We start from the raw sequence: 14932 nt of genomic DNA on the forward strand, positions 1-14932 counted from the left end.
TCTACACTTCTGCAAATGGAGAATAACAGGTAGCCGTATACGCCTTATTGTTTTTTCATCGTCTCCATTAATGGATTGAAACTTCTACACATCTGTAAATGGAGAATAACAGGTAGCCGTATACGCCTTATTGTTTTTCTTCATCGTCTCCATTAATGGATTGATATTTATACACTTCTGCAAATGGAGATTTTGAGATATCTATATCCGGAAGGATGCGTGCTCCCTTCGCTCCCGGCTATCCCTATTTTGATATCCGGCTATATCGCAATTCTGTGATAGCATTATCCGGATAGCGTATCATATGGCTATATACAAATATGGCTACACTATAATTCATGGTTGTGATGGAGATGGCTTTTCCTATCCGGTAACAGACCATGATGCCACGAGGAAAAAAGCGACAGCCGCAGAGAAAAAACGGATGGCAGGAACCATTATGGAATCTGGTAAATAGAAAATCCGGTACATGCGAATTCAGGCGATCATCCCGGATGGTAACCTGTCAAAGAGGCTTTTGAGACATTTGAAATACCGATAATAAAAAAAACGAGATCAGGTATTTTGGCGGATGGCGGCAGGATTGCCGCCTCCGGCCCTTCCGAGTTTGTACGCGTCCTGCGTGAGCGCAGCTGGTTTGACAGCGGGTGCACCGACGGGGAGTACATGGTGAATTTCTCCGGGCGGTACAGGGAACTGCACGGGGTGACGGTGAGGACCGACACGCCGGAGCATTTCATGGACGACCTGAAAAAGTACGGTTACATCAAGGGCTGAACAGTCCGTTCCTTTATTATTACACTCCCTGCCGGTTTGGGGTCGCTTCACTTCCGGTGGGGATTTTTCTTTTTTCATCGCCGTGACGCACCCGTCCTTCAGGTTTTCCAAAGGGGGGCGTGAAAACCGACCGGCTACGGAGTATTTTTCCTTCCCATATGACAAAAACCGACTATCCATGACTATTCCTGCCAGTGTACCGGTCGCGCTTGCCTCTCATGGTTTCTTCCCTTATATTCGCACTGACATTTAAACAAGTTGAAAAATATGGAAATATGCTACATCGAGGCCGGTGTCCTTGAGAGGATGCTGGCACGCGCCGAGAACCTGTCCGCACATGTGGACAGACTGTATGAGAGAAACCGCTGTAAGGAACCCGGAGAGTGACTGGACGGCCAGGATGTCTGCCTGCGCCTTGACATCTCGCCACGTACCCTGCAGACACTCCGCGATACCGGACGGCTGGCGTTCACCCGCCTCCAGCGCAAGTTCTATTACAAGCCAGAGGATGTGGAGAAGCTGATGGCCTACGTCGGCATCAGACGCAAGGAGAAGGCAATGAGAGAAGGAAGGAAGAACGGAAACCTTTAAAGAGCGGAAGAGATGGAAGGCATTATCGACAAGGAGAACGAACGTGTCCGCAGGTTCTTTGCCCTGCTGGACAACATGGAGAAAAAAGTGGAGCGTCTTGCCCGTGACAACCGTCCTCCCTTCAACGGGGAACGGTTCCTGACTGACAGGGAGCTTTCTGGAACGTTGAGGATCAGCCGCAGGTGCCTGCAGGATTACAGGGACCAAGGGCGGATTCCCTATATCCAGCTTGGCGGGAAGATCCTGTACAGGCAGTCGGACATCGAGAAGCTGTTGGAGGAGAACTATCACGCAGCATTGGTATAATATCGTATTCAAGTTTAAGGATTGCCGCCGGAATCGTAAATACAATTCCGGCGGCAATTTTTTTATTTAGCCTGCGGCTTCCTTGTCGGCCGCAGGCTTTCTTCTTTCCATCAGCCGGTCCATGTCCGAGGATATCTTCCGGTCGGTGACCTGGGCGTAGACCTGCGTGCTGTCGATATTCGTATGGCCCATTATCCTGGCGATGCTCTCTATCGGAATGCCCGCGGTCAGTGTCAGGGTCCCGAACGAATGCCGGGCCATGTGGTAGGACAGGTTCTCTTTCATGCCTAATGCCACGCCCATTCCATGTACCTCGTACCAGAGGACATCGCGGACCGGCAGCGGGAATACCGGCCTGTCGTCATCCGTGGTGTTGTAAAGATCCAGTATCTGTCCGGCTATGGGATGCAGCGGGATGAACGCCTCCACGTCCGTTTTGGCGCGGCGGATGCGGATATACCTTCTTCCTTCCGAGGTCGTTCCGATGTGACGGGGATGGAGAGCCCTCGTATCCGCGTAGGCCAGACCGGTCAGCGAGGAGAAGATGAACGTCCTGCGCGCCAGCTCCATCATCGGGTCGGGCAGCGGGGTTTCCATCATCCGCTTCAGTTCACTGCGGCTGATATGCCTTAGTTTAGGTGCTTCTTTCCTCTCGTATGCCACGTCCTCTATCGGGTTGGCACGCAATACTTCCCGGTCCACGGCGATGTAGATGAGCCGGTTGAGCCAGCACAGGCAGTGGTTCACGTGTCCGTTCCTGTGTCCCAGCTCCTTCTTGAGAAAGACCTTGAACGATTCGGCGAACTCTTCGGTGATGTCCGAAAAGGCGATGTCCTTCATCCCGCGGGATTCGATGAACTGCCTGAGGTTAAGCTGCGTGGTCTTCGACTGGCGGTAGGTGGAGGTGGAATTGATCTCCTTGGAGCGGACCCTGAGCCGTTCGCGTTCCACCTCTCCGGCCTGCAGGAGGTATTCCGGCACGGAATTGGCACCGGATACGGTGGTCTTGAGCAGCTCGGCCGTGACCACTCCCTGGTTCCTTAGCAGGTTCCCGTACGCCTCTTCCAGCCGGCTTCGGAAGGCGGCAAGGCGGTTGTTCTCCCTGGCTGTTTTGATTTCACACTTCTTGCTGTCCCAGTCTCCGGGTTTGCAATAGATGCCTGTCGTGACAGCCGATTTCTTTCCGTCGATGCTGATCCGGCAGAGGACGGCGGTCGTGCCGTCCGATTTTACCTTGTTACGGTTGATGTAGAATAAAAGCTTGAATGTACTGCGCATGATAATGATTGTTTAAGGATTAAAGAATAAGTTTCAAATCGCGGGTTGCCTCGACGAACCTGTCCATGTCCTCGAACAGTCGCTTCGGGGTTACACGCGCGTATATCTGGGTGGTCTTTATGTTGGAGTGTCCCAGCATCTTGCTGATGGTCTCGATCGGCACCCCTTCCTCGAGCGTGACCAATGAGGCGAAAGAATGCCTTCCCATGTGGTAGACAAGGTCCTGGCTCAGCCCCGCCATCAGGCGCAGGGATTTCATGTTTGCCCTGAGCGTGTGGTAGTCCTGCGGCGGGAAGAGGGTAGTGCGGGTATCGTCACGGTACTTCTCGATCAACGCGAGTGCTTCCGGCAGCAGCTTGACGCGTCCGAGGTAGTCAGTCTTCTTTCGCAGGTATTTCAGCCAGAGGCTGCCCTCGTCATCCCGGAAGAGGTTCTCCCGGGTGATGCTTACCGCATCAGCATAGGCGGTGCCGGTGTAACAGGCGAAAAGGAAGAGGTCCCGGGTGATGACATGTGACCTGCGTTTTTCCGGTATCTCCAGATCACGCAGCTTCTCGAAATTCTCACGGCTGAGTGCTTTCGGTGTTGTCTCCTTCTGCTTGGGCAGCTTGAAGTGGCAGAAATGGTATTTCTCCGAGTGCCCCTCCTTGTAGGCGATGCGGCAGATCTTTTTCAGGATGGACAGGTAATGGCGCACCGTCTCCATCGCCAGTCTCTTCTTTTCCAGGCAGAAATCCTGATAGTCACGGATGAACTGCTCGTTGAGCTGTCCGAAGGCGAGGTCCGAGACCTTGAATTCCGTTTTGATGAATTCGGCAAGAGTGCGCCGGGTGTACACGTAGGTCGACATTGTCGTCGGCGCACGGTCCACGCCGACACGGGTCTTCATCTCCTCGTTGTGCCGGTCGAGAAGTTTGAGCAGGGTCATCTGCATGCCCGCGTTACCCTGGAACATGTCCCTGACCGCGGCGGCATCGAAATCCTTTTTCCTTTCCATGAGGGAATTGAAGGCCGAGTGTACGGCAAGCAGCAGCCTCTCTATCTTTTCATTGGTCTCCACCGCTTCCCGGCTCTTGCCATTCAATCGGCTCTCACGCGCGTTCCATAGCCCGGGGGTACAGGAAAGCTTGCAGCTGAACTGCACCATCGTGCGGTTGAGGGTGATCCGTCCCATGATCGGGGCCTTGCCGGTCTTGTCCGGCTCGCTCTTTTTCAGGTAGAGCAGCACCTTGAATTTTTCCACTTTCATAACGCTCTTTTTTAGGTTGTAAAAATACTCCTTTGAAAAGCGTCCTTTGGCATGCAAAACATTGATAAACAGTGAATACAAATCCGCTTTGTTCCTATCGGTAAAAATTCGGTTACCTGCCGTTGTTTCCGAAACAGGCGGCTAACAGTCTGGTAACTGAAACGTCGCAATATTTTGTTGTCTTTTGCAGGTATGTCTGTTCTGCAATTCTTGCAAAATACTTAATTATAAAAGTTTTACGTTTAATTCTCGTCATTCTGTTTTTTATTGCATTTCTAAATATTACTTACTGTGCCCGTCATAGCTATGCCACAAGCATTTGCCTTGCAAATGGCGTGAGTATGGAGAATGTTGCTAAGATGTTAGGTTATGCAGATACAAGCGTAACAAAACACTATGCAAGGGTATTGGATCAGAATATTTTCAAGGATATGCAAAAAGTAAATAGCTGCCTGTCGGAATTGGCTATATAATAAAAATAGTAGCTAATATTGAAAAAGGATTGGGAAGAATGAATTTCATTTTCTCAATCCTTTTCTTTTATAGTAAGTTTTCCAGAACTCAATATGAAGCATTGGCAAAGGTAAGTTCCGTATTTAGCTTGTTCAAGTCCGAGCCTTCGGTTTAGATGAAAATCTTCCTCTCACTATGTTCGAGCGTATTTTCATCTAAAGACTTGCACAGACTAAATACTTCACTGGAAAAGTCAATGATTCAAATTAAATTCCGAAAAACAATGTTTTTGGGCTTGGCAGGTTACTCTTTCCAACTTTCAAAGTAGTGCTTTTGAAGCAGTTTATCAATATCGATTTGGCGATAGATGATTTTACCTTTTATCTGGATAAAGGGGATTAGTCCTGTATCTCACCACACCTGCAAGGTTCGCAAACTGACATTCAGTTTCTTGGAAACCTCATTATTAAAAAGAAAACGTTCCCCGTTAAGGTGGGGCTTGTAATGCTTGACAATAGATTCAATGCTGTCCAGCATCGAATCGAGCGAAGAAATAAATTCTTTGACTTGTGGGGTATCTTTATTTATTAGTTCCATGATTGAAAGATTGTTTTATTGAAATATTGATTTCAAGATGGCTAGATGGCTGATTAGTTGCGCAGATAGTCACCCAACGATGAAATACTAAGTATATCTTTTGCCGAATCATAATCTATATAGAGCCGTTTAGACGCAATGGCAATAAAATACTGGCTACCATCTTGCTGTATCTCATAAGTAGCGGGTGAAGCCTGTTTGGTAGTTTCCGATACATATATAATAGAAAAGAGATACTCTTTGTCGCTCCGATAGATGATAACCGTGGGATTCAGATTAACACTTTCCCATGTGCCGACAATGGAAAATAGGTTGAAAGACGAGTAATCTTCTTTAGTTCTTTTCATAAGGCATAATTTGTTTGGGTGATTGATTTTGTGTTTCACTGTTCGCAATAATTCTTTCAATATCGGAAGACTTATAATATATTTTGCTGCCGATTTGAGAATAAGCCAGCCGTCCACTACTACGATAATATTGCAGTGTTCGTTTACTAAAGCCCAACAACAGACACACTTCCTGACTATCCAGCCAGTTTTCTACTTTCTGGATATGAGTGCTGCACAAACTTTCTATTGCAAACTCGGTAAATCGTTCGCAGACATACGAAAAGGTTCTCTTTTCAATGGTTACTACTTCCATACTTTTAATTTTTAATGGTTTATAAAACGTGTTGATTCTATTTTCATCGGCAAATGAAAATAGAATCAACACGTTTTATAAACTGTCTGAAAGTGGTATATCCTGTCTATCTCTGGCTCAATTCATTTAGAATATACTCATAGGATATTCGTTTTTTGAACGCATTTATTTAGAAAGTCAAAAGGAAATAGAGATACAAAAAGATTTATCGCTTATCTCTGCCGCATGACTACCAATAAGATAACTCCCGAAGAATTATGGGCAAGACAGCAGATCAGCCCGCTGGATGTGGACTATAATTTGTGGAATGAACGCAGAGCACCTATGGAGCGAATCAAGCGGACGGTTATTAATCGGAAGACGGGTGAGATACTTGCATCGGCAGTTGTTCCGGCAGACCAACAATTAACCAAGCGGGAAAAGGAAATACTCTTACTAATCCGACAGGGCTTTTTGAGCAAGGAGATTGCATCTAAACTGAACCTTAGTATTTACACGGTGCACAATCACCGCAAGAATATATTGGCAAAACTGAATGTCGATAATGTGATCGAAGCTATCAACCGGGCAGAAAGTTTTGGTATTCTCTATTGATTACGGCAGCCAATCCAAGCTATTTGTCAGCGGATTGGTTTTTCTCCATTGTTCCAGTTCTTCGTAATTGCGAACTCCACCCACGAAAACAGCATGATAGATTTCTATGCCGGGAATCTGTATCCCGTCCGGCACATCGAATTTTATTTGAAGGATGGTATTCTTGATTTCAGGAGTAAGTTGGTTCGTAATGGCAGCAGTTACTTTTTCAACCACACCATCATATTTTGAGCCTTTGCGAATATGAATCATATCAAACTTCCATGTATTCATGTCCTCATCTTCGTAAATGGCGTGCCATTCGATGCACTCTTCTTCTGTCTGAATCAGATTCTTAAATTGGACTTCCTTTAAAGATAGCCGTTCGGCAAGTTCCTGCATCACAGAAAAGCTGGCTGCAATATTTAGTGTATCGGTATAGATATGTAGGTCTATATCCCTACTCTTTGCCAGCAGACCGGATTTAAGCGAGCCTACCAGATGAACAGTTGCCCCAATACGTTCCCATGCCGGTATAATACCGGTATGTTCCAGTATATTCCAAGCGGTTTGCTGATTATGTAGGGCAAGTTCAAGAATATCCATATCGTTCATTTTGAGCATGCAAAGATACAAAACTTATGGATATATAGCTATAAATAGCCATTTCCTATCCTACTCGATTGCAGTAATTTTGCGCACCGTTTTGACTCTATTTTCATCCTTTAGCAATAAATTACTATGGTATTCAATCAAACAGAGAAGCAAGAAAGAAGCTATTTGCAGCAAATAATCAATCGGTTGAAGCAGATAATCAGCCATACAGATGTGTCCGTGAAAGACCATGTAGATACATTGGCGGAGTACAAAGACTACCTTTGGAGCAGTAAAGATATTGATCCGCATGAGATACGCTCCATGCGTGAAAGCATCCTGAATCATTTTGCCATAGGCGAAAGTGTAATTGACAAACGCCGACGGTTTGCCAAAATAGTGGATATTCCCTACTTTGGACGAATCGATTTTCAAGAGAAGAGCGAGAACTGTACGGTAATCCCTGTTTACATCGGCATCCACACATTTCACGATTCGGAAAGCCGAACAACCCTGATTTATGATTGGCGGGCACCTATTTCGAGTATGTTCTACGATTACGAATTGGGTGAAGCATCTTATCAATCCCCATCGGAAGAGATAAAAGGAGATATTTCATTGAAACGCCAATACCGGATTCGGGCTGGAAAGATGGAATTCATGATCGAAAGTGCGCTGACCGTCCACGATGATATTCTGCAAAAGGAACTGAGTGCTAATGCAGATGATAAGATGAAGAACATCGTTGCCACCATCCAGCGGGAGCAGAACCGGATTATCCGTAATGAGGAAGCCCGGACGCTCATCATTCAGGGTGTAGCGGGTTCGGGTAAAACTTCTATTGCCCTGCACCGCATCGCCTACTTGCTGTATGCTTTTCAGGGCAGTATCTCTTCAAAAGACATCTTGATTATTTCTCCGAACAAGGTGTTTGCCGATTACATCTCTAACGTGCTGCCCGAACTGGGCGAAGAAACCGTACCGGAATCCAGCATGGAACAGATACTTTCCGAAGTACTGAATCACAAATACAAATACCTTAGTTTTTTTGAGCAGGTGAATGAACTACTGACAAAACCAACACCGGACTTTATTGAGCGAATCGAATATAAATCATCTTTCTACTTCATCGCCAGTCTGGATCGCTTTATTCTGCACATCGAAAACCACTACTTTAGAGCAGAGGATGTGAAGCTAACTAAACATATCACCGTCCCGGCTGAATTTATCGAAGAGCAATTCCACCGCTTCAACCGCTACCCCATGCGCCAACGGTTCGAGGCAATGACGGATTATATTCTCGACATGATGAAAGTACAATATACTTTCACGGTGACGACTGCCGAACGGAATTTCCTTAAAAAAGAGATGAAGCGAATGTTTGCCGGAAACAATGATCTGCAAGTCTATAAAGATTTCTTCGCATGGATGGATAAGCCGGAACTGTTTAAAATGCGGAAGAACCGCACACTTGAATATGCCGACTTAGCACCATTGGCATATCTGCATATCGCTTTGGAAGGTGGTACAAAGAACTATGTTAAACATTTGCTGATAGATGAAATGCAAGATTATTCTCCAATCCAGTATAAGGTAATGCAAAAGCTATTCCCTTGTCGGAAAACGGTGTTGGGCGATGCCAGCCAGTCGGTTAATCCTTACGGTTCGTCTACTGCAGATATGATTCAGAAAGCTCTTGTCACAGGTGAAGTGATGAAGCTATTCAAAAGTTATCGTTCTACTTATGAGATCACTGATTTTGCACAGAAAATACGGACAAATACCGATCTTGAACCAGTCGCACGGCATGGAGAGAAACCGAAAGTATTACAATTTAATAATGAGAAAGAAGAACTATCTGCTATTAAAGAATTAATTGCCACTTATCAGGCATCCGCCTATAAATCGCTGGGGATTATCTGCAAAACCGAATCGCAAGCCCGTGAGATGGCAGATAAATTACAAATTCCTGATATTAATTTCCTATCAAGCCAAAGTTCGGCTTTTGTGCAGGGTATTGTTATCATCTCTGCCCACATGGCAAAGGGTTTGGAATTCGATGAGGTGATTATACCACAGGTGGATGATAGGAATTATCATTCGGAAATCGACCGGAGTATGCTATATGTGGCGGTAACAAGGGCAATGCACCGTTTAACGCTGACATATAGCGGAACAAAACACACGCCATTCATCTAAATTTTCGGCTTACTTTATTGTCATGCGGGAATTAACCTCTATATTTACCGCCATGCGCATAGCAGATTAACGAAATAACGATGAGAGAAAGCAAGATTTTATATCCGTCACCTGTACTTTCCCAATACATTAAATACTATTGGGCGTTAAAGACCGATGAAGTAGAGCCAGTATGATACAGACTATTCCATCGGGGTGAGAATCTAAATATCCAATCAAAAGGTTTACAGCCAAAGAATTTCATCCAGGGACAGTTCTCAACTTATGGAAGTTTGATTTCAGAGGGCAATATTGATATGATTGCCGTTATATTTCATCCTCTGGGGCTAAATCCATTTGTGCGGTGTTCTATGAGTGAGCTTTACAACCATTATATAGATGTAGAAGATTTGGAAGATATTGAACTGAATCACCTGAAACGAAATATTTCTGCCGAACCAGCCGTTGAAACCTGCATCCGGTTGATTGAACGCTTCTTTATGCAACGGTTGGTCGATGCAAATTGTAACTACCAAAGAACTCATCACGCTATCCGTCAAATCATCAATCAACCGCAAATTGACGTGAATACCCTTGCTGAAAGTGCTTGTTTGGGATATAGGCAATTCAAGCGAGTATTTTCCAACTATGTAGGAATGAGCCCTAAAGAATATTATCGGGTAGTTCGCTTTCAGCGGGCACTGTATCTGTTGCAGAATCATCCGGGAATGGAGTTCGTAGATTTGGCTTATTCTTGTGGCTTTTACGATCCTTCGCACTTGGTGAAAGACTTTAAAGAGTTTACAGGCTGTTCGCCTACTCAATATCTATCTTCCCGTTCTCCGTATTCTACATTCTTTTCCGAAGATTGTAGGCTGAATGTTATTAAATCGCATAGTCGTGCGTAGTCATCTGTGATAAAGTCAGTTTTTTACAAGTGGATGATAGGCAAAGAACTTACTTTTGCAGAAGTATTTAAAATTAGAAAGTTATGCAAGAAAGTAATTTTATACATATAACCGCTAGCATTGCACAGGTTATTGAAGCAGAAGAGAAATTGTTAAGTAGTCTGCCCGTAGAGGTTATCACACAAAGACGAAATGCGCAGAATCGCACCATCAAGCAGATTCTCGGTCACTTGATTGATTCGGCATCCAACAATCATCAACGCATGGTTCGGTTGCAATATAGCAAAGACCTACTTTTCTTCCCTGATTACACACAGGATAATAACTTGTGGATAGCTCTGCAAGATTATCAGAATGAAGACTGGGCTAACTTAATCCAGTTGTGGAAGTGTTACAATCTGCACATCATCCAAATAATTAACTCGGTAGATAAGAACAGGCTGGATAGTTACTGGTGCGACTTTACAGGAGTAAAGGTAACACTACAAGAAATGATAGAGGGATATTTGGGACATTTGCACTTGCATATAAAAGAAATCCATGAATTGATAGATTGAATTTATTAATTTTTCATACATTTGCGCTATATCAACTCACAAATAGTATTCACTTCTTATGAAACTCTGTATATAGCTACGCTCCTGCGAATAGCCCCATTCAAGAAAGCTATTCAGCTATTTGACAAATAACGATTTATTTGCCACAGAGATTTTATATCCTTTTATTTATGAATTTACGAGCTGGCAGACTATATGATGCAGTCTGCTCGTGTCGTGCTATTTTGCAGTTGAGCAATGAATTATACATATAAACAAATCTGGCTTATCAACTTTCCGGTAATGATGAGCATCTTAATGGAGCAGTTAATCAATATAACGGATGCTGTCTTTTTAGGTCACGTAGGCGAGGTGGAGTTGGGAGCATCCGCTATTGCCGGAATTTATTATCTGGCAGTCTATATGTTGGGCTTTGGGTTTAGCATCGGATTGCAAGTAATGATTGCCCGAAGAAACGGGGAGCTGAATTATAAGGCAACCGGAAAGACTTTCTTTCAGGGGCTATTCTTTTTATCGGGATTAGCCGTTTTGCTTTGCCTATTGATTCATGCCGTTTCTCCTTATCTATTGAAACGATTAATTTCCTCGCCGGAGATTTATCAAGCGGTAGTCCGCTATTTAGACTGGCGCAGCTTCGGGCTGTTGTTCTCATTTCCTTTTCTGGCTATCCGGTCTTTCTTCGTTGGAATAACGCACACGAAAGCCTTATCGTGGTCGGCTGTTACTGCGGTGGCGATTAATATCCCGCTGAATTACTTCTTAATATTCACACTGGAATTAGGTATTTCGGGAGCAGCCATCGCTCCATCTTTAGCAGAAATGGGTTCTTTGATTGTGCTTTGTCTCTACACAAAAGCGAAGATTGACAAAGAAAAATACGGATTGAAGCCCGTGTATGATGGACAGTTACTTATCAAAGTCCTGAATCTGTCTGTGTGGAGTATGCTCCATGCTTTTATCAGCGTAGTTCCTTGGTTTCTATTTTTCGTGGCAATCGAACATTTAGGGAAAACAGAGTTGGCTATTTCCAATATAACCCGAAGCGTATCAGCAATATTTTTCGTAATTGCCAATTCCTTTGCTGTCACTACAGGTTCATTAGTAAGTAATGCTATTGGAGCCAGGGCGAGAAATGAACTTTTCCCGATCTGCCACAAGGTTCTGAAATTAGGTTATGCCGTTGGCATCCCATTCGTAGTAGTAGCTTTACTCTGTAACCGTTGGATTGTCAGTTTCTACACCGATAATGAGCTATTGATAGAATTAGCATTTGCTCCTTTCGTGGTGATGCTATTGAATTACACGTTTGCACTACCCGGTTATGTATATCTCAATGCGGTCGGAGGAACGGGGAAAACCAAAATCACCTTTCTGTTTCAGGTAACAACCACCTGTGTGTATTTAGTGTACCTCTATTGGTTGAGCTTCTGTATAAAAGCATCTTTATCCCTCTACTTGACGGCAGAATACCTGTTTGTGATTCTGCTGGCACTTCAATCTATCATTCATCTAAAAAGTAAACACTATTAAAGCGAATCAAGTTATGATGACAAAAATATATCCTCGCACCGGAGATCAGCAAACAGTCTATCTGAATGCCGTGATTAAAGATCCACAAATTGAGGTAGGTGATTATACTATTTACAATGACTTTATAGCTGATCCCTTGCTGTTTGAGAAGAACAATGTGCTTTATCATTATCCCATCCATCGGGAGAAGTTAATCATTGGCAAGTTCTGTTCTATTGCCTGTGGCACGAAGTTTCTGTTTAATTGTGCGAATCATACATTGAAATCTCTGTCTACCTATACCTTCCCTCTATTCTATGAAGAATGGGAATTGGAAAAGTCGAATATTACTACTGCATGGGACAACAAAGGCAATATTGTAATCGGCAATGACGTATGGATCGGCTACGAAGCTGTGATTATGGCAGGGGTTCATATCGGTGACGGTGCTATTATTGCCGCACGTGCCGTAGTGACCAAAGATGTTCCGCCTTATACGATTGTGGGTGGAACTCCTGCCAAAGAAATACGAAAACGCTTCGATGCAGAGGTAATCGAACAACTGCTAATACAGAAATGGTGGGATTGGTCTACCGATAAGATACATCAGTGTTTGCCATATATTGCAGAGGGTAAACTAGATGAATTACTTGCCATGAAGAAATATAGATTATGAACTATATAAAGAAACGATTGACAAGGATTGATGCAAGTTTCAGTTCTTCTATATAGCTACATTTCGCTATTTTAGAACTCATGCCAGTGGATTATATTTGTAAGAAGCAGGAATTTGAAGTTCACCATTTCTGGAATTGCGACCAATAAGGCTGAATACCCCTTGAATCATTCTGATTAGCAGAGGAACTACAAACAAAACAAAAAATCATTCAGCATACAAAGCTAGTGCTTTGATATATATAATTTATTCACAATTAAATTTTATGCCTATGAATGATTTATTGAGAACGAGTTTTTTTCATCTTACTGGCTGATACCTCACAAGAAGTTATTAACACAGAAATGCAAGATGCTTATGAAGATTTTGTGAAGCAAATAGTAACAATTAGCCATTCGGAAGACTATACTCATGTCTTCCGGATGCTTAATCTCACCCGTATTGAGATAGCCCCTTTAAAGGGTTGTATCAGGATGGGCTGGGGGGGAAATACGCTTAAAAATCTATACATTCATAAAGCATTATCCTTAATTGGTGCAGAATTAGAGTTACTCAATCTGAAAACTACCCATCCCGAACAGTTTAATTCACCTGTGTCTACCGAGTTCAAGTCAGACCTATATGTACTCCCAAAGTCTAAAGAATTGGGGATTATAGGTATTGCTGAAATTGTACTAGCTCTGTTTCTACTGGGAAAAATCGTTGGGGAAAATGGAACGCCAGTCCCAAAAATTCAGTTGGCTCGTGGCTTTGAGCAGCTTTTCAATCTGAAATTTGGTAGTATCTACGATAAGATCGGTAAAGTGTTTACTCGTAAACCGTACAATCTTACTAAAACTTTGGACGCTTTGCGAAATACTATTACCAGAGAAGACCGTAAACGCAAGAACAAATAAAGATTAGAAAAGATAATTTTGCAAATCGTTTATTTATAGCAGTTTATAAACCATTTTTCGGGGAGTAGTTACCTACTCCTCTTTTTTTGCAACCTTGTTTTGTAAAACTTTGCTTCATCAATCGATTGAAAACAATAATGTTGAACTAAAAATTGAAGTAAAATGTATATAGACAACGAAAACTTCGAGAAGTGGATGGAGAAGCTATCCAAGAAACTCACCGAGATCGGGCAAGACTTGAAATCTCTTATTAGTACTGATACTGTATTCGATGAAAACGAAAGGCTGTTGGATAATCAAGACTTAGCCTTTCTGTTGAAAGCATCTTTCAGAACCCTACAACGCTCAACGCTATCGGGCGAAAAACGTATTATAAAGCCAGCGATATCCGGGCTTTTGTTCGTGAATAGGCCGATTCTCAAACCTACAAACAGTTCGAAAAAGCAAATCAGTTTGCTTCACCTATCGATTTAGCGTGTTACAAGAACACGCTATAATGACACCTGTAATAAGCATTTCCTTTTCAATGCTTATTATCAGGTATTGATCTGTTCATATTTCTATAAAAAAGTAATTACCGTGCCAAACAGCAGTCGAAAAACGATATTCACTACCATTTCCATAGACAAGGAAACGGTAGCTTTGGTAGAGAAGATATGCAAACGCTATTCCCAGAAAAAGAGAAAGTTGTAAAGTTGGCGTTCAGATATATAGATAAGGTACATATCAACCCATCCGAAGCCCCTAAATCCGTAAAATCGGAACTGGCGAAAATAAATAAGGGACAGGATGATATTATCCGATTCATCCGTCACTATGAGGAAGAACAACTGAATCCCATGATACGGGTAACAAATTCTATCGCTTTGCGTTTCGATGTCATCGGTAAAACTTTGGAAACTCTTATGGATAAGCAATTGATGAAAACGACTGTAAATGACGAGTTATCCTCCGAGAAAAATATGCCGGAAAGAAAAAGCGTTTTGAGACAGGAAAATTACTTAATAATCCCTTTGAAAACGTTTTTTGGAGACACTCTGGGGGGAGGATATGCATTTGCGTTTTGCAGTAAGCCGATACATAACAAGTAATCATGCCCCTTAAGATTGCAGACGAAGGAACGCAAGAAAGATAAAAATACACGCTAT

The 14932-nt window shown here is 43.3% G+C and carries 17 protein-coding genes and 5 pseudogenes; 16 read left to right on the forward strand and 6 right to left on the reverse strand.

The genetic code is table 11. The annotated features are described in order from the left end of the window. Nucleotides 1-304 precede the first annotated feature (304 nt). The 4 genes from KTG12_RS09995 (at nt 305) to KTG12_RS10010 (ending at nt 1674) form a co-directional block, all read left to right on the forward strand. Nucleotides 305-457: a hypothetical protein gene (locus KTG12_RS09995; RefSeq protein WP_173022542.1), complete on the forward strand. Its 153-nt coding sequence runs from the start codon at nt 305-307 to the stop codon at nt 455-457. 107 nt (nt 458-564) lie between these two features. Beyond that, nucleotides 565-777 carry a hypothetical protein gene (locus KTG12_RS10000; protein WP_173022543.1) on the forward strand — a complete coding sequence of 71 codons (213 nt, stop codon included), beginning with the start codon at nt 565-567 and terminating at the stop codon, nt 775-777. 387 nt (nt 778-1164) lie between these two features. Continuing rightward, nucleotides 1165-1368: a helix-turn-helix domain-containing protein gene (locus KTG12_RS10005; RefSeq protein WP_074668675.1), complete on the forward strand. Its 204-nt coding sequence runs from the start codon at nt 1165-1167 to the stop codon at nt 1366-1368. Nucleotides 1369-1380: 12 nt separating this feature from the next. Continuing rightward, nucleotides 1381-1674 (forward strand): helix-turn-helix domain-containing protein, encoded by a 294-nt coding sequence (locus tag KTG12_RS10010; protein WP_005641696.1) that lies wholly within the window; start codon nt 1381-1383, stop codon nt 1672-1674. A gap of 66 nt (nt 1675-1740) precedes the next feature. On the opposite strand, the gene KTG12_RS10015 is transcribed toward KTG12_RS10010, so the two are convergent. Both KTG12_RS10015 and KTG12_RS10020 read right to left on the reverse strand, forming a co-directional pair. Next, nucleotides 1741-2952 (reverse strand): site-specific integrase, encoded by a 1212-nt coding sequence (locus tag KTG12_RS10015; RefSeq protein ID WP_155144032.1) that lies wholly within the window; start codon nt 2950-2952, stop codon nt 1741-1743. 19 nt (nt 2953-2971) lie between these two features. After that, nucleotides 2972-4201: a site-specific integrase gene (locus KTG12_RS10020; RefSeq protein ID WP_155144034.1), complete on the reverse strand. Its 1230-nt coding sequence runs from the start codon at nt 4199-4201 to the stop codon at nt 2972-2974. Nucleotides 4202-4407: 206 nt separating this feature from the next. Here KTG12_RS10020 and KTG12_RS21735 point away from each other — a divergent pair, with 206 nt between their 5' ends. Further along, nucleotides 4408-4674: a recombinase gene (locus KTG12_RS21735; protein ID WP_310591686.1), complete on the forward strand. Its 267-nt coding sequence runs from the start codon at nt 4408-4410 to the stop codon at nt 4672-4674. A gap of 283 nt (nt 4675-4957) precedes the next feature. On the opposite strand, the pseudogene KTG12_RS10025 reads toward KTG12_RS21735, so the two are convergent. The 3 genes and pseudogenes from KTG12_RS10025 to KTG12_RS10035 all read right to left on the reverse strand — a co-directional run bounded on the left by KTG12_RS10025 (nt 4958) and on the right by KTG12_RS10035 (nt 5893). After that, nucleotides 4958-5251 (reverse strand): annotated as a pseudogene (locus KTG12_RS10025) (helix-turn-helix domain-containing protein). A 53-nt stretch (nt 5252-5304) separates the two neighbouring features. Next, nucleotides 5305-5598 (reverse strand): DUF3876 domain-containing protein, encoded by a 294-nt coding sequence (locus tag KTG12_RS10030; RefSeq protein ID WP_046452322.1) that lies wholly within the window; start codon nt 5596-5598, stop codon nt 5305-5307. Next, entirely contained in the window at nt 5585-5893 is a 309-nt protein-coding gene (locus KTG12_RS10035; RefSeq protein WP_046452349.1) for a helix-turn-helix domain-containing protein, read from the reverse strand. The genes KTG12_RS10030 and KTG12_RS10035 overlap by 14 nt, the downstream gene beginning before the upstream one ends. A gap of 225 nt (nt 5894-6118) precedes the next feature. Here KTG12_RS10035 and KTG12_RS10040 point away from each other — a divergent pair, with 225 nt between their 5' ends. Next, nucleotides 6119-6487, forward strand: coding sequence for a response regulator transcription factor (locus KTG12_RS10040; RefSeq protein WP_122116283.1), 369 nt, complete (start codon nt 6119-6121; stop codon nt 6485-6487). On the opposite strand, the gene KTG12_RS10045 is transcribed toward KTG12_RS10040, so the two are convergent. After that, nucleotides 6488-7081 (reverse strand): phosphoglycerate mutase family protein, encoded by a 594-nt coding sequence (locus KTG12_RS10045; RefSeq protein ID WP_173022545.1) that lies wholly within the window; start codon nt 7079-7081, stop codon nt 6488-6490. A gap of 126 nt (nt 7082-7207) precedes the next feature. Between KTG12_RS10045 and KTG12_RS10050 the strand changes: the two genes are divergently transcribed. The 10 genes and pseudogenes from KTG12_RS10050 to KTG12_RS21740 all read left to right on the forward strand — a co-directional run. Then, on the forward strand, nt 7208-9259 hold the full coding sequence (locus KTG12_RS10050) for a 3'-5' exonuclease (RefSeq protein WP_122116281.1): 2052 nt from the start codon (nt 7208-7210) through the stop codon (nt 9257-9259). A gap of 197 nt (nt 9260-9456) precedes the next feature. After that, nucleotides 9457-9627, forward strand: a pseudogene (locus KTG12_RS22275) (DUF6597 domain-containing transcriptional factor); the annotation flags it as partial. Next, nucleotides 9610-10146 (forward strand): helix-turn-helix domain-containing protein, encoded by a 537-nt coding sequence (locus KTG12_RS10055; protein ID WP_227225934.1) that lies wholly within the window; start codon nt 9610-9612, stop codon nt 10144-10146. The pseudogene KTG12_RS22275 and the gene KTG12_RS10055, both read left to right, overlap by 18 nt. Before the next feature lie 83 nt (nt 10147-10229). Continuing rightward, complete coding sequence (locus KTG12_RS10060) at nt 10230-10703, forward strand: DinB family protein (RefSeq protein WP_122116280.1); 474 nt, start codon at nt 10230-10232, stop codon at nt 10701-10703. Nucleotides 10704-10940: 237 nt separating this feature from the next. Next, on the forward strand, nt 10941-12233 hold the full coding sequence (locus KTG12_RS10065; RefSeq protein WP_138273234.1) for an MATE family efflux transporter: 1293 nt from the start codon (nt 10941-10943) through the stop codon (nt 12231-12233). Between the two features lie 13 nt (nt 12234-12246). After that, nucleotides 12247-12888 (forward strand): CatB-related O-acetyltransferase, encoded by a 642-nt coding sequence (locus tag KTG12_RS10070; protein WP_122116279.1) that lies wholly within the window; start codon nt 12247-12249, stop codon nt 12886-12888. A gap of 265 nt (nt 12889-13153) precedes the next feature. Further along, a pseudogene (locus KTG12_RS22280) lies at nt 13154-13387 on the forward strand (hypothetical protein). Then, nucleotides 13362-13784, forward strand: coding sequence for a hypothetical protein (locus tag KTG12_RS10080; protein WP_138273244.1), 423 nt, complete (start codon nt 13362-13364; stop codon nt 13782-13784). Before KTG12_RS22280 ends, KTG12_RS10080 begins: the two are co-directional and overlap by 26 nt. 162 nt (nt 13785-13946) lie before the next feature. Next, nucleotides 13947-14194: pseudogene (locus KTG12_RS10085) on the forward strand (DNA-binding protein). Between the two features lie 169 nt (nt 14195-14363). Beyond that, nucleotides 14364-14758, forward strand: a pseudogene (locus tag KTG12_RS21740) (BfmA/BtgA family mobilization protein); the annotation flags it as partial. Nucleotides 14759-14932 lie beyond the last annotated feature (174 nt).

It is taken from the genome of Parabacteroides sp. MSK.9.14 (genome assembly GCF_019041495.1).
GTDB lineage: Bacteria > Bacteroidota > Bacteroidia > Bacteroidales > Tannerellaceae > Parabacteroides > Parabacteroides merdae.

Coding starts and splice junctions, on each gene's coding strand:
- KTG12_RS10015 (WP_155144032.1), bottom strand. CDS start 2,952: ATGCGCAGTACATTCAAGCTTTTATTCTACATCAACCGTAACAAGGTA.
- KTG12_RS10065 (WP_138273234.1), top strand. CDS start 10,941: ATGAATTATACATATAAACAAATCTGGCTTATCAACTTTCCGGTAATG.
- KTG12_RS10035 (WP_046452349.1), bottom strand. CDS start 5,893: ATGGAAGTAGTAACCATTGAAAAGAGAACCTTTTCGTATGTCTGCGAA.
- KTG12_RS10050 (WP_122116281.1), top strand. CDS start 7,208: ATGGTATTCAATCAAACAGAGAAGCAAGAAAGAAGCTATTTGCAGCAA.
- KTG12_RS09995 (WP_173022542.1), top strand. CDS start 305: ATGGCTATATACAAATATGGCTACACTATAATTCATGGTTGTGATGGA.
- KTG12_RS10010 (WP_005641696.1), top strand. CDS start 1,381: ATGGAAGGCATTATCGACAAGGAGAACGAACGTGTCCGCAGGTTCTTT.
- KTG12_RS10070 (WP_122116279.1), top strand. CDS start 12,247: ATGATGACAAAAATATATCCTCGCACCGGAGATCAGCAAACAGTCTAT.
- KTG12_RS10040 (WP_122116283.1), top strand. CDS start 6,119: ATGACTACCAATAAGATAACTCCCGAAGAATTATGGGCAAGACAGCAG.
- KTG12_RS10055 (WP_227225934.1), top strand. CDS start 9,610: ATGAGTGAGCTTTACAACCATTATATAGATGTAGAAGATTTGGAAGAT.
- KTG12_RS10030 (WP_046452322.1), bottom strand. CDS start 5,598: ATGAAAAGAACTAAAGAAGATTACTCGTCTTTCAACCTATTTTCCATT.
- KTG12_RS10045 (WP_173022545.1), bottom strand. CDS start 7,081: ATGAACGATATGGATATTCTTGAACTTGCCCTACATAATCAGCAAACC.
- KTG12_RS10060 (WP_122116280.1), top strand. CDS start 10,230: ATGCAAGAAAGTAATTTTATACATATAACCGCTAGCATTGCACAGGTT.
- KTG12_RS10080 (WP_138273244.1), top strand. CDS start 13,362: ATGGGCTGGGGGGGAAATACGCTTAAAAATCTATACATTCATAAAGCA.
- KTG12_RS10020 (WP_155144034.1), bottom strand. CDS start 4,201: ATGAAAGTGGAAAAATTCAAGGTGCTGCTCTACCTGAAAAAGAGCGAG.